Source organism: Chakrabartyella piscis (assembly GCA_030067835.1).
GTDB lineage: Bacteria > Bacillota > Clostridia > Lachnospirales > Anaerotignaceae > Chakrabartyella > Chakrabartyella piscis.
The window spans coordinates 2,610,480-2,631,726 of the sequence record CP092441.1 but is presented as its reverse complement, the minus strand read 5'-3'; the positions used below and the strand labels follow the sequence as shown (position 1 = coordinate 2,631,726).

Below are 21,247 nucleotides of genomic sequence, written 5' to 3'. Positions count from 1 at the left end.
GTTGAGAATATATGCAACTGTTTATGAAATTAATGAGACAGAAACTGCACTAGACCAGTTGGTTGTATTGATAGCAGAAATCAATGCTTTGAATGAAGAAGATTACACAGCAGAAAGCTGGAGTGCATTTGATTCATATGCTACTTTGTTAGCACAAAACGAAGAATCTCTTAGAAATGTTTTAAGTGAAACGGCAGCAGAGGGATATCTTACTCAGCTGACAGCGGCAAAGGATGGCTTGGTTTCAGCAGAACCAACTGCACTAGACCAGCTGGTTGTATTGATAGCAGAAATCAATGCTTTGAATGAAGAAGATTACACAGCAGAAAGCTGGAGTGCATTTAATTCATATGCTACTTTGTTAGCACAAACCGAAGAATCTCTTAGAAATGTTTTAAGTGAAACAGCAGCAGAGGGATATCTTACTCAGCTGACAGCGGCAAAGGATGGCTTGGTTTCAGCAGAACCAACTGCACTAGATCAACTGGTTGTATTGATAGCAGAAATCAATGCTTTGAATGAAGAAGATTACACAGCAGAAAGCTGGAGTGCATTTGATTCATATGCTACTTTGTTAGCACAAACCGAAGAATCTCTTAGAAATGTTTTAAGTGAAACGGCAGCAGAGGGATATCTTACTCAGCTGACAGCGGCAAAGGATGGCTTGGTTTCAGCAGAACCAACTGCACTAGATCAACTGGTTGTATTGATAGCAGAAATCAATGCTTTGAATGAAGAAGATTACACAGCAGAAAGCTGGAGTGCATTTGATTCATATGCTACTTTGTTAGCACAAACCGAAGAATCTCTTAGAAATGTTTTAAGTGAAACGGCAGCAGAGGGATATCTTACTCAGCTGACAGCGGCAAAGGATGGCTTGGTTTCAGCAGAACCAACTGCACTAGACAAGCTGGTTGTATTGATAGCAGAAATCAATGCTTTGAATGAAGAAGATTACACAGCAGAAAGCTGGAGTGCATTTGATTCATATGCCACTTTGTTAGCACAAACCGAAGAATCTCTTAGAAATGTTTTAAGTGAAACAGCAGCAGAGGGATATCTTACTCAGCTGACAGCGGCGAAGGATGGCTTGGTATTGGCAGAAGTATCATCAGTAGACAAACTGATTGAGCTGATAGCAGAAATCAATGCTTTGAATGAAGAAGATTATACAGCAGAAAGTTGGAGTGCGTTTGATTCATATAGCAACTTGTTAGCACAAAGCGATGATGCAATCAGAACATTATCGGAAAGTGTTGCAGAACTATATATCACAGCATTAACAACAGCAAAAGAAGGGTTGGTATTGGCAGAAGTATCATCAGTAGACAAACTGATTGAGCTGATAGCAGAAATCAATGCTTTGAATGAAGAAGATTATACAGCAGAAAGTTGGAGTGCGTTTGATTCGTATAGCAACTTGTTAGCACAAAGCGATGACGCAATCAGAACATTATCGGAAAGTGTTGCAGAACTATATATATCGGCATTAACAACAGCAAAAGAAGGATTAGTATTAGCATCTTCAATTGAGCGATTAATTATACTGATAGCGGAAATCAATGCTTTGAATGAAGAAGATTACACAGCAGAAAGCTGGAGTGCAGTTGCTTCATATAGCGACTTGTTGGCACAAAGCGATGATGATATCAGAACATTACCAGAAAATGTTGCGGAATTATACATCACAGCATTAACTGCGGCGGTAGAAGGGTTGGTATTGGCAGGAAGTGCATCAACTTCTGAATTTGAAGACGGTGTTTACGCTGTTGATTTTGTTCTGTACAACTCAAGGCTCAAAACCAGTACACCTGGTTTATATAATCCTGAAATTGGTAGACAGGTATTTTTGGAAGTGGAAAATGGAGAATATACTGTTACATTTAGAAAAGTGGATACGGATTTGGATGTAAGAATGCAAATTCTAAACCAAGAGTATTATAGTGACACCGAAACTCTATTTGGTCAACAATCTGGGGACAAGAATTTTCTTCCTAGCATCAATATTGATGATTTGGTGTACAATTCGGCAGTAGAAGCTGGTTGGGATGCAACATATAACCACTATTGGTACGATACAGACTATGAAGTTAATGAAAACTATACAGATTATAGTGTTCCTATGGTGGATATGTCTAGTGATATATTGAGCTTGATATACGAATCAAAATATTCTGCTGGCTATATGACGAGCAGAATGGGATATATAGATTTTAGTGAAACAACAGCGGAAAAAATTGACTTGGAAGCATTCCGAGCAGCTTCCACTGTTGGACTAAAAGTAATCAAAGCCTATGAAAATACAACGATTGCAGATGGTGTTTCAGTGGATGCTTTCGTCACTGAAAATGCAAAATGGGATGTGGAGGATGATATCGCTACATTGACCGTTGCAATTGCAGATGATTATGTTGACATGATGAATGCGGCAACCATCACCATTTGGAATGGAGAAGATACTTTTAAATTGACAGACAATAGTTTGGTATTTGAATTTGATTTATCAGATGCTTCCGATATTGCTTTGGGACGTACCATTTATGTACAGGCAGATGGAAATTCAAATGTGAGAATGATTTATATCTATCCAACAATGGAAGAAGTGGAAGATGTGATTATCACAGACAGCGCCACAGGTGCAAGAGTTGTGACAACCAGCAATATTTTGCCAGATACAACAAGCTTAAATGCGTATGAAATTACAAGTAACTCTTCTGACACAGAAGATGCGGCTGCATATAGCTTGTTCTATAATAACTTGGCTAATTTAGTTAATGATGGTCATATGCAGATGTACAATTATTATTATGAATCTGCAAGTGGTACACAATTCAGCACAACATCTCAAGCGGTACGCATGGAGTTTAAAATTCCTAGCGGTTGGGATGAAGACCAAATCAAATTATCCTATTGGGGTGGAACAGGAACAGGTGGTATCGACTTAGATACATCTGTAACAGCAACATTGGTTGGTGTTGAAAATGGTTACTATGTCATTGAAACTACTAAAATTGGGTATTTCTGCTTGCATGAAATGAAAGATTTGACACAGGCTGGCACAGGTGAAGGTTTTGCAGATGGTACATATAGTATTCCATTGAGTGTTTACCACTTGACCAGTGAAAATCAACTTTCTATGGCAGATCAATGCTTAAATGGCGATGTGACAATTGTGGTCAAAGATGGTGTAAAAACAATTTATTTTGATTTCGAGGGCGTTACCATTGATACTTCCTTTGGCTATATGACACAAATGTGGCTTTATGATGAAGATATGACATTTAGTGGCACCTCTGTTAGTGGTTCCACAACACAAGTTGTATACACAGATTATCTTATGGACGATGATGGAAACTTCTTGAATGATGTGTACAATGAAGGCGGTTTCAATTACTATCCTACAACAGGATATGCAACACTTGTCAGCGATGATGCACAATGGCCTGTTCGCTTCCGTGTACCAATCATGGATTTGATTGGCGGCGGCGATTATGCACAAGATGCTTGGTTGACTTTGGACTGGGCAAATGCAGAGAAAACTTCTGACGAAACACCAGAACCACCAATTGGAGATGCACTCAATGAAGTGATTGCAATTGCAAATGTGGTGACAGGTGATTTCCCAACAAGTCTATCTGAAACATTCTTGGAAGCAAAAACAGCAGCAGAAACAGTGGCTGCAAATGAAGATGCAACTTTCGCAGAACAAACAGCTGCACAAGTGGCTTTGCGTGATGCAATTGATGCGTTGATTTATTTGACAGATGGTGATGATAGCGGCAGTGGTGGTGGGACAATAACACCTCCAACTGGTACAAATGATGAAATGGAAGTTGGCAGTTATTACTATGTTGGTGTAGAACTTTGGCATTCAACAAATTCTCAACTTTCTATGGGCGATTCTGCCTTTGAAAACAATCGTAATGCGTTGGTTTATGTAGAAGATGATGGCTATTATATCGAAGTTGCTACAAACCCAATTACCATTGCAGATATTACCGCTGGTATTGGTAGCGTTTATGGCGATAGCAATATGAGTAGTGTACAAATCTTGGAAACAGAAACTTTGCCAAATGGCGAAGATTATATTGCGAAATTTGCATTCAATACAGATGATCAAGAAGATTCTTATATGATTACTGTAACTGTTCCAGGTTCTCCAATGGTAGGCTCTTTTGATGCAAGATTGGTATTGGATTGGACAAATGCAACAGAAACATCTGATACATCTTTGAAACAAGATAGCAGTGCTGCAGCTGGTTCTGTAACAACTGAAGAAGAATTGGAAACAGAAGAAGCGGTTGCGGATGCAGTCACAGAAGATGGCAAAACAACAGTGGAAATCACAGCTTCTGCAACACAAAATGGTTCTACAATCGAATCTAGTGTTTCTGAAGAAACTATGAGTGCTGCCATTGAAAATGCAATTGGTGCAGATGAAGATGCAACAGTTGAAATCATCATCACCATTCCAACAACAACAACTTCTACAGGTATGGAAGTGACATTGCCAGCAAATGCTTTGGAAGTTTTGTCTGAAACAGAAGGTGCAACCTTGGTCATCAATTCTGATAAAGAAACATTGACCATTGACCAAGAAGCGATGCAAGCAATCCACGAACAAGCAGATGGCAAAGAATTTACAATCGCAATCGCAGCAGCAGATACAGATGAACTTTCTGATGCAGCACAAGAAGCCATTGGCGATGCAGTTGTATATGAACTTTCTATCCTTGTAGATGGCGAAAAAATCACTGATTTTAATGGTGGTAGCTTGTACTTCACATTGCCATACACATTGGCAGATGAAGAAGTTTCTGAAGGCATTGTTGTTTATTATGTAGACGATGAAGGCAACAAAGAAGCAAGAGAAACCACCCATGATGCAGATACAAATGAAGTAAGATTCAAAACAGGTAGATTGTCTGTATACATGATTGGATATGAAGAAGTTGTGGAAGTTTGGGAAAGTCCATTCACAGATGTAAGTGCATCTGATTGGTTCTTTAGTGCAGTTGAATTTGCAGTGGAAAATGGCATCTTCAGCGGTACAACAGAAACAACCTTCTCTCCAAACCAAGATATGACAAGAGCAATGCTCGTAACTGTTCTTTGGAGAATGGAAGATCAACCATACACAACTACAAGAGGTATGTATGAATTTACAGACGTTGTAGAAGATGCGTACTATGAAACAGCTGTTCAGTGGGCAGCAGAAAATGGCATTGTTTCTGGTTACAGCGAAGATGTATTTGGTGTAAATGATGTTGTAACAAGAGAACAATTGGTTGCAATTTTGCAAAGATACACAGCATTCAAAGATGCAGATGTGAGTGCAGAAGCTGACCTTTCTGGTTATGTGGATGCAGAAAACATTGCAGGCTATGCAACAAGTGCTTTTGGTTGGGCAGTGGAAAAAGGAATTGTTTCTGGTACATCCGAAACAGAACTTTCTCCAAAATCTGGTGCAACTAGAGCGCAAGTGGCAAGAATTTTGGAAAATCTTGCAAAATAAGAAAGTCCCTAAATAAATTCAATATATTTACAGCAGGCTGTTCTCTTAACTGGGAATGGCTTGTTGTGTATTAAATGAATGGCACACATTGCCTAGAAAAGGAGAATTTGTATGAAAATAAGTAGAAAAATAGTGGGTGCATTGGTATGTTCTGTGATGATTTCATCATCAGCAGTGGCGTTTGCAGCTGACAATCAGTTGGTGACCATCGACTTATGGAACGCAGTTTCCGACCAAGCATCTATGGGGAACATCGCAACAGATAACAACGGACAAGCACTTTATAATCCAGATGAAAACACCTTGCAAATTGGCACAAATCCAGTGGATGTCAGTGGGTTTATGTCTGCCATTACAAAAGCAAGATATGATACAACAGGCAAAGGCAACTATGAAGATGTAACCATTTTGACTACAGACATTATGGAAACTGGTACCAAAAATGATGGTACAAATCATGTGGTGGAATATTTGAGTAGTTTTGAAATTGAATTGCCTTCTTACTTGACAAAGAAAGGCATTGAGTACATTCCACTACAAATGTCAGTACCATACACACCAATGGACGTTGTTGTGGGAACAGGCTATTTGGATTCCAGATTGCGTATCAACTGGGATGAAATGGAAGCAACCACTTTGGAAATTTATGTACCCAATACAGAAATGAGTTCTGGAGAGGTTTCAAAGGTAGAATATACAGATGTAACAACAGGAATTGAATTTAAAGCAGATACCACAGCAGTTGCTTCTGATGCAATCGTTTCTATTGTAGAAATCACAAGCGGAGATGATTACAATACAGCAAAAAGTGCTTTGGGAACAACAGATTTTGATTTGTATAAAATAGTCACTCTCTTGAGTGGTGTGGAACAAGAACCATCAGGAGCAGTAGAAATTGTGTTCCAATATGCAAACGCAAGTGAAATTGAATTGTATCGTATCAATGATGATGGTTCCAAAACTGTTTTGCGTGGTATGTATAAGGATAATGAATATACCATTTCCAGCCGTAGCCTTGGGTTATTTGCAGTGGTTGGTGGCGAAAAATCTTATGTAGCACCAGAGGTTGAAGAAGTGGTTGTGGAAACACCAGTTATAGAAACAACAACACAATTTACAGATATGACAAGTCATTGGGCAAAAGAAAATGTTGCAAAAGCTGTAGAATTGGGCTTATTCAGTGGCATTACAGAAACTACATTTGCACCAAACGATAGCATGACAAATGCAATGGCAATCAGTGTTTTGTATCGTGTGGCTGGCACTCCAGAAGTTACTACAACGGAAACACAGTGGTATGCAAAAGCAGTTGCATGGGGGATTTCTGAAGGTATTGTTGGTGGATACAATGATTTTGTACCAACTGAAAACATCACAAGACAAGAGTTGGCAACTATGTTGTATCGTTATGAATTGACACAAAGTGGAGCAACAGAGAGAGCTGACCTTTCTGGCTTTACAGATGCAAATGATATTGCAACATGGGCAGAAGATGCTTTTGCTTGGGCGAATGCAATGGGCATCATCAATGGCATGAGTGCAACCACACTTGCACCAACAGAAGGAGCAACCAGAGCGCAAGTGGCAACTATGTTTGTCAGTTATACAAGTTGATTATGAAAAATTGCTGAGGGGCACTGAGAAAATACAGCTTTGAAAGGGATGGTAACGTGGCACAGTTGACAACCAGACAAGAACAATATCTATTATTATTTGCCACAGTGAGTGGTGTTGACAGAACTCTTGCAGGTGCAGCAAAATATTTTGAAGTTTCAAAACCATCTGCTTTTCATATCATTGAAAATTTAATCAAAGAGGATATGTTGGAGAAACAAGTGGATAAAGAAATCATTGTAACACCTTTGGGCTTGGAGTATATCCAAGAGAAGTATGAAAGGGGGGTATTATTTTCAAAATGGATGCAAACCAGTTTGAGGTTGGTACCACTGCAAGCGGAAAAAGAAGCCAGAAGGCTGGTTACAATCCTAGAAGAAGAAACCTTGCAAGCAATGACGAAAAATATCCGAGATATTGCAATGCCAAAAAACCCAACAGATATAGATGATTTTTCAGAACGAGATTTAGACTTTCATATCTACAAAAAAGATTTAAAAACATTGTCTATGGGCGATAAAGGATTTATCAAACCAGCAACTTTATGTGAAATGGAAGGTGAAGTGTGGTTGGTTTTGCGAGCAAGAAAGTTAGAATACCGATCCAAAAAAAGAAATTTATTGCGAGGGCAGTTGTCACGTCTTTGGTATCAATACAAAAAACGGTGGCATGAAGTGGAAATTGATGAAAATGGCTTGTGCTATATTCCGTTTTCTGCAGCAGTGTGCAATGAAAAGAAGGGGATTGGTATGGTTACCATTCGTGCTCGTGCTTCTGTGGGGATTTTCACAATGCCTGAAGGGGAAGCAAAAATGATATTCAATTTGCGATGACAGGAAAAGGAGAAGGAAATGAAAAAAATATTTATGTTAGTTCTTGCGTTGGTGGCGTGTTTGAGTATGGCTGTGCCAACATTTGCTATGGATAATGGTGCGTTTTATGCCTATGTCATCACAGATTATTACAATCCAGACACAGGCAATATTGATGATGGTGGAACAGCAAATGCAGCACTTGGCGAAGGAATGTGTCGATCTGCAACAGATACAAGAGGTTTGGTGGAAAAAATTGGGGATGAATACTTTGTGACCATTCGTTTGTTGCTCCAAAGCAATACAAAAGAGGTTTCTTTCTATACCCATGCAGGATATGACCAATACCAACCTGTAAACTACACCATTATGACAGAAAATGCAATGGAAGATTCTGTGGATTATCGTTTCCAAGTGGCAGATCCATTTGCACCCATCAAAGCCACTATGTATGTGACACCAATGGGTAGAGATGTACTTTGGTATATTTATTTGGACGAAAGCACTTTGAGTAGCGATACAGGTGATTTTGTGGTGACAGCAACAGCAGATGTCATTGCAAATTTGGAACAACCAGAAGGAATTATAGCGGAAGAAGTTTTTGAAGAAACTACTGAAGAAGTTGTAGTGGAAGAAGAAACAATGGAAGCAGCTGAAGAAGAAGTCGAAGTTGAAGAAATTGCAGAAGAAACAGTAGAAGTTGTGGAAGAAGCGACAGAAACTGTGGAAATTGTGGAAGAAGAAACAACAGAAGTTGTTGAGGAAGAAAATACAGAAGAACCAACAGATGTTGCAGAAGTGGAAGAAGTTCAAGAAACAGAAGAAAAGAGTGCGTTGCCTATGGTAGTTGGAATTGTTGTGGCATTGGCTGCTCTTATGCTTGTTGTCAAAAAGAAACTTGGAGGTGGCAAATGAAATTGAAGAAAACCCTTGGGATTTTAGGCGTGACATCTTTGGCGATAGGCTTGGCTGGTTGCGTGGTCAACCAAGCACCAGAAACAACCTCGGCAGAAGTGGAGACGGAAATGGTAGAAGAAGTGGAAGAACCAAGGTTGATTGCCACATCTTACGCAACCATGCAGATTTTTGATGCACTGGGCATTGACCTCATTGCACGTTCTGAAACTGCTGGGGATTTGCCAGAAAGCTATGTGGATTTGCCTACAGTTGGCACTGCAATGTCACCAGATACAGAAGCAATTGTTATGTTGGAACCAACGGATGTTGTGGGTCCAGACACCTTGATTGAAACCATAAAGCCAACATATGATGCAGCAGATATTCCATATACTTTCATTGACTTGCAAAGTGTAGATGGATTGTATGAAAGCATTTCTATGCTTGGTGAAAAGTATGGAAAAGAAGAGGTGGCAGAACAAATTGTGGCAGAATACGAAGCATCTATGGCAAACTTCCAAGAAGCATTGGAAGGCGAAACTGCCCCTAGAGTATTGGTTTTGATGGGACTTCCAGGTGCGTATATTGCTTGCACACCCAATTCCTATGTAGGTTCTTTGGTGGAACTTGCTGGTGCAGAAAATGTGGTGCAAGTGGATACCATTGAAAACTTTGTTTCTTGGAACACAGAGGAATTATTGGCACTGGATCCAGATATGATTTTGCTGACAGCACATGGTTTGCCTGATTTGGCAATGGAAATGTTCACCGATGAATTTGCAACCAATGACATTTGGAAAAACTTCCGTGCAGTGGAAGAATACCAAGTGTTTGCATTGGATTATGACACCTTTGGCATGAGTGCAACCTTTGCTTGGACAAAAGCCTTTGATGACTTGACAGAAATTTTTTATGGAGATACATATGAAAGCTTTATTGATTGATATGGAAAATTCGTTCATGATGCTTTTGTGTGATGAGGTAAGAAGATGAATAAAAAAATAGGAGCTGGCATCGCTGGCTGTTTGATTATGGCGGTGCTGATTGTGATTTTGACCTTTACCGCCATGAAATTGGGCAGCATCGAAGTCACCTACAAAGAGCTATTCGACGGTTTGTTTGTGGCATATGACAAACGAGTGACCGTCATTTATAACTTAAGATTCCCAAGAATCATTGTGGCACTTCTAGGTGGTGCGTCATTGGCTTTGAGTGGTTTGCTGTTCCAAGCAATCCTGAAAAATCCATTGGCTGATCCTGGTATCATCGGTATTTCTGGTGGTGCAGCCTTCACAAGTGCTTTGGTATCTGCAATTTTTCCAATGTTCTATTTTGCAACACCCATCTTTGCATTTGTCGGTGGATTTGCAACCTTTTTGCTGATTTATTCCTTAGCATGGAAAGGTAGCCTCGATCCCCTTAGAATTATTTTGGTGGGGATTGTCATTTCTGCGGTCTTGGTTGGCTTGACTGAAATTGTAGGACAAATGGCAAATAGAACAGGTGTATCCGTTGTGGTGGGTGGTTTGTCCCAACTGGTATGGAATGATGTAAAGGTATTGACCATTTATTCTGTCATTGGTATTGTGGGTGCTTTGATTTTTGCACCAGCTTGCAACATCCTTGCATTGGAAGATAAAACTGTTAGAAGTTTGGGCATCAACGTAGACTTGTTGCGTTTTGGTATCTCTGTGGTGGCGGTTATCTTGGTTTCTGGCATCACAGCAGTGGTTGGCATTGTTGGATTCTTGGCACTGATTGCACCACACATTGCAAGAAAGTTGATGGGGAGCGATCATAAAATTCTAGTGCCATTTTCTGGGTTACTGGGTGGTTTCTTGCTTCTTTTGGCAGACACCATCGGCAGAATCATTGCAGCACCAAATGAAATTTCAGCAGCCATCATTATGAGTGTTCTTGGTGGTCCATTCTTCATTTGGCTTTTGAGAAGGGGGGACAAACATGATACAAATTGAAAATCTATCCTTTTCTTATGGAACACAGCAAGTGTTGCAAGGTGTTTTTGCTGAAATCGAAGATGGGAAAATCACCACCATTCTTGGGGCAAATGGTTCTGGGAAAAGTACCCTTTTGAATTTGCTTTCCAAAAATTTGAAACAACAAGAGGGCAATATCCTTTTGTATGGAGAGCCGATTGCAGATATTTCCATCAAAGAGTTTGCCAAAAAAGTGGCTATGGTACACCAAAAAAACAATGCACCAGACGATTTGACCGTGGAAAAATTGGTGGGATATGGTAGATTGCCATACACCTCGATTTTACAATCTTCCTTGGATGCAGAAAGCGAAAAACAAGTGAATCGTGCCTTGGAATTGACAGATTTGACAGCACTCAAAGAACGTGCCATTGGGACTCTTTCTGGTGGACAAAGACAACGTGCATTCATTGCTATGGCATTGGCACAAAACACAAAATATCTTTTCTTAGACGAACCAACCACCTTTTTGGATGTGAAATACCAAGTGGATATTTTGCAGTTGGTACAAAAACTAAACAAAGAAGAAGGCATCACCATCTTGATGGTACTCCATGACATCAACCAAGCAGCAGCCTATTCCCATCAAGTGATGGGGTTGAAAGATGGTGTGGTTTTGTTCAAAGGAGAGCCAAAAGAAGTGATTCACCAAGAAAGCATCTATCAATTGTATGGCAGAAAATTGCCTGTGTTTGAAGTGGAGGGAAACCTTTGTGTGTTGGCGATTGACCAAGAAGTGGCGGTGGAAAATGAAATGGATACAACAAAAGATATTTATATAGAAGAAACAGATACAAAAACAAAAGAAAAAACAGAAGAACAAACAAAAGAAGAAACAAAAGAAGAAACAAAAGAAGAAGCAGAAGAAATACAGCTTTTTGCAGCAGAAGCAACCTCCAAACCGATTGGCCGTATCATGCGAATTGTATTTATGATTGTGGGGATACTTGCCTTGGCATTGGGTTCTGTTGGTGTCATATTGCCAATGTTGCCAACTACACCATTTTTGATTGTGGCAGCCATATGCTTTGCAAAATCTTCAGAGAAACTAAACGCATGGTTCAAAGGAACGAAACTTTATAAAGACAACTTGGAATCCTTTGCAAAAAAAGAAGGTATGACCATAGCAACCAAAAGACGAATTTTGTGTAGTGTGACAGTATTGCTCGGAGTAGCAGCATTCTTTATGCGAGGTACAATCCACGGATTGATTGCACTTTTGGTGGTTTGGATTGCACACATCATTGGCTTTGGATTTTGTGTCAAAACCAAGAAATAAAGCGACAAGGACACACCCTGTATTTGTAGGGTTCGGTCTTGACCGAACCGTTGGATTTCAGAAAATGTAGGGGGTGGCGTCCTCGACATACCGAAAACCAAGATTCTTCGTCACTGAGAAACGCTCCTCAGAATGACAGGTGGTGGAGATATTCTCTGCAATGACGGGGGTTGTGCATTCGAAACGAAAAAAATAGGCATTGGAAAACGTCTTGCCTATAGATTGAGGTGAAATTATGATGATTGACAAGCGACTACTTGGTGAAGTGGTCGGTACTAAAAAATTGATACAAAAAAAGGTGGGCTTGAACTGGCTTTCTTTGGTGGCAGGCATTGGATTTTATGTTTGTCTGGCACAGCTTTTGGAAGATGTGTTTTTGGGAAATACGGCGGATGTCAAATGGATTTTATTTGCAATCCCATGTCTATTGATGCGATTTGGTTTTACAAAAAGAATTAGTTCCATATCCCATGACATTGCATCGTTGGTGAAACGAGATTTAAGAGAAAAGATATACAAAAAACTATCCAAATTGGGTGGAGGCTATCACGAGCATTTCAAAACATCGGAATTGACACAGCTTGCAACAGAGGGTGTGGAGCAAATGGAAATTTACTTTGCAAACTACATTCCACAACTGGTGTATGCCTTTTTGGCACCTGTCACATTGTTTTGTATCTATGTGAATTTTTCAGTGAAAACAGCAGTTGCTTTGTTTGTATGTGTGCCACTGATTCCAGCTTCCATCGTTGCAGTGCAGAAGTTTGCAAAAAAACTTTTGAGCAAATATTGGGGTAGATATATGGGGCTCAGTGACCGCTTTTTGGAAAACTTACAAGGCTTAACCACCTTAAAAATTTACCAAGCAGACGAAAGCAAGCACAAGCAGATGAACGAAGAAGCAGAGGAATTTCGAAAGGTGACGATGCGTGTTTTGACCATGCAACTGAATTCTGTGACAGTGATGGATGTGGTGGCTTATGGCGGTACTGCTTTGGGTATGATTTTCATTGCAATGACCTATGGAGCAGGTGAAATCTCTATGATGGTAGCCATATTTATGGTGCTATTGGCAGCAGAGTTTTTCTTGTCTATGCGAACCTTGGGCAGTTTCTTCCATATCGCAATGAATGGTGTTGCAGCAAGTGGCAGAATGTTTCGTTTGTTTGATATTCCAGAAGAAGATAAAGGTGATGTGATAGCAAGAAATGGCGATATTACATTGGAACACATGAACTTTTTCTATGGCGAAAAACAGGTTTTGTTTGACATCAATATGCACATTCCAAAGGGTAGCTTTGTTTCCATTGTAGGGGAAAGTGGTTCTGGTAAATCCACCATTTCCCATATCATCAGTGGTAGACGTAAAAATGAGCAAGGCAAAATTACCATTGGTAACGTGGATATGGCGAACATTTCCAATCGTAGTGATTTGATGACAGTGGTTTCTTTGGGTAGCTATATCTTCAAAGGCAGTGTTGCAGAAAACTTGCAAATTGCCAACCAAAAAGCAACAAAAGAAGAAATGGAAGATGTATTGCAAAAGGTGAATTTGTTGGACTTCATCAAAGAAAATGGTGGTCTTTCTATGATGATTTCGGAAAGAGGTTCCAACCTTTCTGGTGGTCAAAAACAAAGACTTGCCATTGCAAGGGCCTTGCTGAAAAATAGTGGAATTTATATTTTTGATGAAGCAACCAGTAACATTGACTCTGAAAGCGAAGCTGATATTTTAGAAGTCATCGAAGGATTGAAAGGCAAACATACCATCATCCAAATCAGTCATAGATTGCAAAATGTGGTCAATTCCGACACCATCTTCCTATTGGAAAAAGGTCATATTTTGGAAACAGGAACCCATGCGGAATTGATGGAACAGGATGGGAAATATAAAAACTTATACGAAACACAAATGGAATTGGAACGATACGGACAAGCAGTTTGGGAGGTGGCAATATGAAACGAAGTGGCTTTGGTGTAATGATTGGACTTTTGGGACTGGTCAAACCTTTGGCACACATCATGTTTTTGTGTGTTACCTTTGGTGCCATTGGCTTTTTGTGTGCCATCGCCATCACTGTCTTAGGTGGTGAATTGATTTTAACCACCTTGGGCGAATCCTATTTCCAACTGGGATTCAAAAGCATCTGTGGAATTGTGTTGGCTTGTGCTTTGCTCCGTGGTGTGTTTCGCTATGCAGAACAGACTTGTGGACATTACATTGCCTTTAAACTTTTGGCGGTGATTCGAGATAAGCTCTTTGCAGTGCTTAGAAAATTGGCACCAGCTAAGTTGGAAACTCGTTCCAGAGGGGATTTGGTCACCCTCATCACAAGTGATATTGAACTTTTGGAAGTGTTCTATGCACATACCATTGCACCTGTTTGCATTGCGATTGTGGTGTCTTTGATTATGTCGGCAGTGATTGGCACTTTCCATGTGGGATTGGGTATTTTTGCCTTGGTTGCTTATGGTGTGATTGGCTATATCTTGCCTGTCTGTTTGTGGCAAAAGGACAACAAAGATGGCTTGGATATTCGTAATAAACTAGGTAATCTCAATGGCTTTTTCCTAGAATCCTTGCGTGGCATGGAAGAAACTTTGCAATACAATGGCACAGAAAAACGATTGGACGAAGTCAATGAAAAGACCGAAGAAATCAATGGATTGCAACACAAAATCAAGAAACAAGAAGGTTGGAACTTTGGTATGTCTGGCTTCTTTGTCAGTGCATTGACCTTGTGTATGGTAGGATTGAATATTTATCTGAAATCAGATTTTCAAACCACTTTGTTGACCACATTGATGTTGTCATCTTCTTTTGGACCAGTGCTTGCACTTTCCAATCTTTCTACAACATTGACTTCTACCATTGCATCAGGAGAACGTGTGCTGGATTTGTTGGAAGAACAACCACAAACCAGTGAAATCTACGAAGGCAAAACACCAGAATTTACAGGTGCAAAAGTAGAAAATATAGATTTTTCGTATGGAAAAGAACAGATTTTGTTGGATGTATCTATGGAATTGAAAAAAGGGCAGATGGTTTCTTTGACAGGTGCCAGTGGTTCAGGAAAATCCACTTTGTTGAAGTTGTTTATGCGTTTTTGGAGTGCAGAATCAGGAGTGGTTTCTGTTTCTGGTGAAAACATAGATGAAATCCAAACGAAACATCTACGAGATATGGAAGGCTATATGACACAGGATACAGACTTATTCCAAGGGACTTTGCGAGAAAATATCTTGTTGGCAAAGGAAGATGCAACAGAGGAAGAAATGGTTGTGGCAGCCCAAAAAGCATCCATACATGACTTCATTACAATTTTGCCAGATGGATATGATACAAAGGTTGCAGAGCTTGGCGAAAGCCTTTCTGGTGGAGAACGTCAAAGAATTGGCTTAGCAAGAGCCTTCTTGCAAGATGGCGACTTTATCCTATTGGATGAACCAACAGCCAACTTGGATAGTTTGAATGAAGGGATGATTTTAAAATCCTTGCATGAAGCGAAAAAAGACAAAACCATTTTGATGGTGTCACATAAAGCGTCTACCATTGGTGTTGCGGATGTAAATTATCATCTGGATGGTGGCAGAATGAGTTGAAATAACAAATAGAAAAAATAAATAGAAAGAGTAAATAGAAAAAGTAAATAGAAAAGTAGATAGAGTATAAGGAATCTTCCTTGTAATTCCTTGTAATTCTTTGTAATAAAATCTCCAAGTTGATTGTATATGACATACACCAATTTGGAGATTTTTTCAATATTGGGGTATTTCTTTTTGTATTTGAGATTAGACAGCCAGCATTTGGGGCTGTAAGCAGTGCCTTATGGCTCTCAAAAAGTAATAGGGCAACACCGCACAACTCTCTATCACAACCTTTGCGGTTTATTTTCCCGTCAGAATCACCAAAAATACTCGACGATATTTCCTATATCGCCTGTGTTTTTTGATAATTATGATGAAAAAATCTACTCGCAAATTTTGAAATTAGAGTTATGCAGTGTTACCCTAGACCATTTTCATAAAGAAAGCATACATAAATCATAAAGCCTGAGTTGCAATAAGGCAAAAGTAGAACACAAAAAAAGCATTTTTTTCTAGTGCTTAAGGTGAACTATCCACGGACTTATTGCGCACAAAACTAGGGCAACACCGCTGGGTATGAAACGCAATCTTTGCGGTATTTCCCTAACACACGTCTGAGGATATTTCTCTGACGTGTGTTTTTTTGCCTTTTTACATCTGATGTGAGGGGGTAGGCGTATGTTTTGTATTGCATATATGAAGGAAAAAGTACGTTCACCACCGCTTCTAACATTTTGAAAAATCCAATCAAAGTGTAGAAGTGGAGGAAAAACAATGGAGGAAAGAAGAAAGAGCAAAAAGGAATATAGAGCTTTATATCCAGGGGTAAGTGATGAAATCATTGATTTTTTGCAGGAAAGCGACCGAAAGATGGCGTATTTCACAAAGGATTTGAAAGAAGAAAAGTTTTATAAGAATGAAGAAAAATTAGTGATTTATTTCATTCCCAGTAGGGAAGATTCCTTGGAGCGATTGCAAGAGGATACCAATGCCCAGTTTGGCACTCTGGACAATGTGGAAGAAGAAGCAATCAAAAATATAAGGATTGAACAATTGAACAGGGAGTTGGAAACATTGGACGTAGTTGAGTTGGAATTGATAGATGCGTTGTTTCGCAAGGAACTTACACAAAGGGCGTATGCAGAATGCATTGGAAAAGCACAAAGTACGGTGAGTAAAAGGCTGAAAAAGCTCTTGGAAAAGCTGGGAATGAAAAAAATTTCAAAAAAATTGCAAAAAGTGGTGTTCAAGTGCTCGTTTCAACGGCTAAGTATATGAGGGGGTTTAGCCAACACCACACAACTCCGAATTACAACCTTTGCGGTTTATTTTCCCATCAAAATCACCTAAAATACTCGACGATATTTCCGATATCGCCTGCGTTTTTTGATAATTATGATGAAAAAATCTACTCGCAAATTTTGCAATTAGAGCTATGCGGTATTGTCGTTATATTCTTCTCATTGCTCTTTGAAAATTGCATATGAGAAACCAAAATACAAAAGTTGATGGTCCCAAAAGGAAAAGCACATCAGGAATGTCGCCAAGAAGCATCTGTAGAGAATTTACCAAGATTTACCAAGAAATACCTGTAGAAATCTCTATGAAAAAGTAAGGTGTCGAGCGATATACATCTGCCTGAAAAATAGACTATGGTGGTCTATTTGCAATAATACCATCAATGGCATAATGATACTTCTGTCCAGTCACAGCAATAAAAGCAATGAGGGCAGCCGATGGAGAACCTGTTGGGGGTGAGAAGCCCATGATGCAAGCTGACCACTTGCAGTTTTGGTGGATGTAACAACAATCTTAATGTTAGAAGCCATGAGAATCAGTGGTGTAAAAATCACTGGTTCTTATGTTTGTGATATTAGAGGGATACAAAGAAGAAGTTCAAAGAGAAAAACAAAAGAGAGGGGATGTACTTATGGAAGAAAGAACAATCACTCGTGGAGAAATATATTATGCAAATCTGGGTGCAGGTGTTGGTTCGGAACAATTTGGTATCAGACCGGTTTTGATTTTGCAAAATAACATTGGCAACCGTTACAGTCCAACTGTTATCGTAGCACCAATTACTACAAAATTGAAAAGGACAATACCTACCCATGTGAGGGTATCGTCTATACCGAAGTTGGAAGTACATTCTTGTGTATTGCTGGAACAAATTCGAACCATTGATCGTGAGCGATTGCAAGAATATATTTGTACTGTTCCAAAGTATAAGTTGAAACAAATTAACATGGCACTGGAAATTAGCGTTGGTTTGAATTCTGATTTTCTATAAGGAGGGATTTTATGTATATGATAGCTGAAATGGAGGCAATGGCTGAAAAAATCAAGAAAGAACATGACATTACCAACAAGGAAAATAAGAATGAAGTGGAATACAAAATGTCTCTCAAAATGCTAAAAATTTTTCTTCGCAGAGGAATTATAGACGATGTGGAATATGCCCAAATTGATGCACTTAATAGAGAAAGTTTTTCTCCATACCTAAAGGAAGTATATGTGTAATAACATCAGGGCAACACCCCACAGCTTTTTATCACAACCTTTGTGGTTTATTTCTCCGCCATATTCGTCAAAAATACTCGATGATATTTCCGATATCACCTCCGTTTTTTGGCAACTATGGCAAAAAAATATCCGCACAAATTTTGCAATTAAAGTTGTGTGGTATTACCCTAGCTATTCATAGCGTTATAGAGTATTGTTGCTTGTTGAAAGGAGGAGAAGATATGGAAAAAACAGTGAAAATCATTCCACCAGTAAAAAAGAAAGTTTTACAAGAATTAAAGCCAAAGCTAAAAGTTTGTGCTTATTGCCGTGTGAGCACCGATAGCACCAAACAACACACATCATACATAGCACAAGCCGAATATTATGAAAGCTATATCAAAGCAAATGACCAATGGGATTTTGTTGGAGTCTATGCAGATGAAAGTAGCGGTACAAAACTGAAAAATCGTGATGGCTTCAATCGAATGATAAAAGATTGTGAAAGGGATAAAATCAATCTGATTATCACCAAATCCATTACAAGATTTGCAAGAAATACCGTAGACTTGATAGATACGGTTAGAAATCTAAAATCAATGGGTGTTGATGTATATTTTGAAAAAGAGAAAATCAACACCATATCTACGCAAAGTGAATTGATGCTCAGTATTCTGAGTTCCATTGCACAAAGTGAATCTGAAAATATTTCTGAAAACTCAAAATGGAGTGTGCAAAAAAGATTTCGAGATGGTACGTTCAGAGTATCGTGTATCGCTTATGGTTATGTGAAAGATCAGGATGGAGAGATTATCATTGATGCAGAAAAATCTGAAATAGTACGCAGAATATTTGACGAATATCTATCTGGAAAAGGAACACATCTCATAGCAAAAGGATTGATTGCTGATGGCATAGAAACTATTAGAACTTCAGAAAAATGGAGCGACAATGCCATCAAAGTGATTTTACAAAATCCAATTTACCAAGGTGAACTTGTATTGCAAAAAACATACACCACCGAAGGTGTGCCATTTATCAAAAAGAAAAACAATGGTGAACTTCCTATGTTTAGCATCAAAGATAATCGCGAACCCATCGTATCAAAAGAAGAATTTCAAGCAGTGCAAGAGATTTTTGAGTACAGACGAAAACAAGCTAAAATTGACGATAGTGGCAAAAATCAAAATCTATATGAATTCAGTGGAAATCTTATTTGCAAGCAGTGTGGCAATACATTCCGTAGACAAAAAATCTATATTGGAAAACCATATGAAAAGGTGCAATGGTGTTGCAAGACACATATATACAATAAGGGTATATGTGATTTGACAGCAGTGAGAGATGATGTGATCAAAAATGCTTTTTGTACTATGTGGAACAAATTGGTAAGCAATTATGAAGAAATTTTATTACCATTGCTTGCTTCTCTCAAACAACTTAGAATGAGTGAAGAAGAACAAGAAAGAATGGCAGAATTGAAAAATAAAATAATCGAATTGAATGAGCAGAGCCGTATTCTAAGTAGAGTTGCATCGAAAGGATATATGGACTCTGCTATTTTTATATCTGAACAAACTGCGATCAATGTGCAAGTAACAGAATGTAAAAAAGAGATGGATAGAATGTCTGACGAAAGTGCTTACGAAAGCGAAATTGCTGGAACACTCAGAATATTGCAAATCATACGATACAATCCACAGGTGCAAATGGAATACCAAGAAGAAATTTTCAAGGCAGTGGTCGAAAAAGTATATATTGGAAAAGACATTACATTCGAACTCATCAATAGCTTGGAGTTAACAGAAGAAATGAACTAAAAAAATAGATGATGAAATGGAGGTGGAAAAATGAAAACATATATACCAATCGGTTACAAGATGGAGAATGGAAAACTCGTTATAGATGAGGTGAAATCCCAAACAGTAATCAAAATTTTCAATGAGTATGTTGACGGAAAAAGCATACTTGCCTTGTCAAAAGAGTTGACAGCAAATCAAGTACCGAATGCAAATGATAAGACAAACTGGGCGAGTATAGCGGTTGGAAGAATATTGGAAAATGTCAAGTACTTGGGAGATGAACTGCACCCAAAGTTAATAGAACGAGAAATCTTTGAACAGGCAGCTGCAATTAGAGCAAGAAGAAATAAACAATTAAATAGAGGGATTTTTCGTACAGATTATCAAAAGAAAAATGTTTTTACAAACAAGATTTATTGTGGAACTTGTGGTGAAGGATATCGAATGTATGTAGAACATAGTGGAAAACCTTATGAAAAACGAAGATGGAAATGCAAAAAGTATATCTACAAAAACAGAGTGTTATGTAGAAACTTGTTTTACACCAAGGAAGAATTGATGGAACTATCTATAAAGGCAATCAATATGGTGATTACCAAACCAAAACTATTGGATCAAAAGCCTGTACGATATAAATCAAGAAAAAGTGAAGAACTATTGGAACTGGAAAGACAGATTGAAACACTAGAAGAAAATGAGGCATTCTCTTCGTCAGAATTGAAAGACCTTATTTTCAAACGAGCTATGTTGATCTATGAAGAATCCAAGGTAGATGACTATGAAGTACATACACAGTTGATCCAAGAAGTGTTGGCAGATGTTACACCACTTACGGAGTTTGATGAGGAAATTTTCTGCCAAATCATAGAACGAATCACAATCTATGAAGATGGAATGGTACAAATTCAATTTATCAATGGAGTGATAATAACAGAACAATACAAACTAGGAAAGGAAGATGAAAATGGCAGTTGCTAAGAAAACAGTGGCAATCATACCACCACAAATGAAATACGATAAAGGCATCAGAATGGAACAGAAGAAATTAAGAGTTGCTGCTTATTGTCGTGTCAGTACACTACTCGAAGAACAAGAAAATAGCTATGAAACCCAAGTGGAACACTTCACCAATAAAATCAATCAAAATCCAAATTGGAAGATGGCTGGAATATTCGCTGATGATGCTGATATAATAGGACATAATCAATAAACCTTTAAACAAAGGGTTTGCAGATTAAGTC

At 38.7% G+C, this 21,247-nt stretch carries 15 protein-coding genes; all 15 read left to right on the top strand.

Annotated elements, in window-relative coordinates; all coding sequences use genetic code 11:
* Position 1: 1 nt before the first annotated feature.
* The 15 genes from MJY40_RS11880 (at position 2) to MJY40_RS11810 (ending at position 21,216) form a co-directional block, all read left to right on the top strand.
* A complete protein-coding gene (locus tag MJY40_RS11880) occupies positions 2-5,515 on the top strand; it encodes an S-layer homology domain-containing protein (RefSeq protein WP_317854450.1) in 5,514 nt (1,837 codons plus the stop codon).
* 111 nt (positions 5,516-5,626) lie between these two features.
* Positions 5,627-7,129 (top strand): S-layer homology domain-containing protein, encoded by a 1,503-nt coding sequence (locus MJY40_RS11875; protein WP_317854449.1) that lies wholly within the window; start codon positions 5,627-5,629, stop codon positions 7,127-7,129.
* Positions 7,130-7,185: 56 nt separating this feature from the next.
* Positions 7,186-7,962, top strand: coding sequence for a helix-turn-helix domain-containing protein (locus tag MJY40_RS11870; RefSeq protein WP_317854448.1), 777 nt, complete (start codon positions 7,186-7,188; stop codon positions 7,960-7,962).
* An 18-nt stretch (positions 7,963-7,980) separates the two neighbouring features.
* The gene (locus tag MJY40_RS11865; protein WP_317854447.1) at positions 7,981-8,856 is read left to right on the top strand and encodes a heme-binding Shp domain-containing protein; all 876 of its coding nucleotides are present in this window, start codon (positions 7,981-7,983) and stop codon (positions 8,854-8,856) included.
* Positions 8,853-9,782 (top strand): heme ABC transporter substrate-binding protein IsdE, encoded by a 930-nt coding sequence (gene isdE / locus MJY40_RS11860; protein WP_317854446.1) that lies wholly within the window; start codon positions 8,853-8,855, stop codon positions 9,780-9,782. The genes MJY40_RS11865 and isdE overlap by 4 nt, the downstream gene beginning before the upstream one ends.
* A 45-nt stretch (positions 9,783-9,827) precedes the next feature.
* Positions 9,828-10,814, top strand: coding sequence for a FecCD family ABC transporter permease (locus MJY40_RS11855; RefSeq protein ID WP_317854445.1), 987 nt, complete (start codon positions 9,828-9,830; stop codon positions 10,812-10,814).
* Entirely contained in the window at positions 10,801-12,114 is a 1,314-nt protein-coding gene (locus tag MJY40_RS11850) for an ATP-binding cassette domain-containing protein (RefSeq protein WP_317854444.1), read from the top strand. The genes MJY40_RS11855 and MJY40_RS11850 overlap by 14 nt, the downstream gene beginning before the upstream one ends.
* 238 nt (positions 12,115-12,352) lie before the next feature.
* Positions 12,353-14,074, top strand: a complete 1,722-nt coding sequence (locus MJY40_RS11845) for an ABC transporter ATP-binding protein/permease (RefSeq protein WP_416387503.1) — start codon at positions 12,353-12,355, stop codon at positions 14,072-14,074.
* Positions 14,071-15,717, top strand: a complete 1,647-nt coding sequence (locus MJY40_RS11840) for an amino acid ABC transporter ATP-binding/permease protein (protein WP_317854442.1) — start codon at positions 14,071-14,073, stop codon at positions 15,715-15,717. Before MJY40_RS11845 ends, MJY40_RS11840 begins: the two co-directional genes overlap by 4 nt.
* Before the next feature lie 759 nt (positions 15,718-16,476).
* Positions 16,477-16,980: a sigma-70 family RNA polymerase sigma factor gene (locus tag MJY40_RS11835; RefSeq protein WP_317854441.1), complete on the top strand. Its 504-nt coding sequence runs from the start codon at positions 16,477-16,479 to the stop codon at positions 16,978-16,980.
* A gap of 652 nt (positions 16,981-17,632) precedes the next feature.
* Positions 17,633-17,992, top strand: coding sequence for a type II toxin-antitoxin system PemK/MazF family toxin (locus MJY40_RS11830; RefSeq protein ID WP_317854440.1), 360 nt, complete (start codon positions 17,633-17,635; stop codon positions 17,990-17,992).
* 11 nt (positions 17,993-18,003) lie between these two features.
* Positions 18,004-18,222 (top strand): SHOCT domain-containing protein, encoded by a 219-nt coding sequence (locus MJY40_RS11825; RefSeq protein WP_317854439.1) that lies wholly within the window; start codon positions 18,004-18,006, stop codon positions 18,220-18,222.
* A gap of 224 nt (positions 18,223-18,446) precedes the next feature.
* A complete protein-coding gene (locus MJY40_RS11820) occupies positions 18,447-20,024 on the top strand; it encodes a recombinase family protein (protein ID WP_317854438.1) in 1,578 nt (525 codons plus the stop codon).
* A 30-nt stretch (positions 20,025-20,054) separates the two neighbouring features.
* Positions 20,055-20,984 carry a recombinase family protein gene (locus MJY40_RS11815; RefSeq protein WP_317854437.1) on the top strand — a complete coding sequence of 310 codons (930 nt, stop codon included), beginning with the start codon at positions 20,055-20,057 and terminating at the stop codon, positions 20,982-20,984.
* Positions 20,971-21,216: a hypothetical protein gene (locus tag MJY40_RS11810; protein ID WP_317854436.1), complete on the top strand. Its 246-nt coding sequence runs from the start codon at positions 20,971-20,973 to the stop codon at positions 21,214-21,216. The genes MJY40_RS11815 and MJY40_RS11810 overlap by 14 nt, the downstream gene beginning before the upstream one ends.
* Positions 21,217-21,247 lie beyond the last annotated feature (31 nt).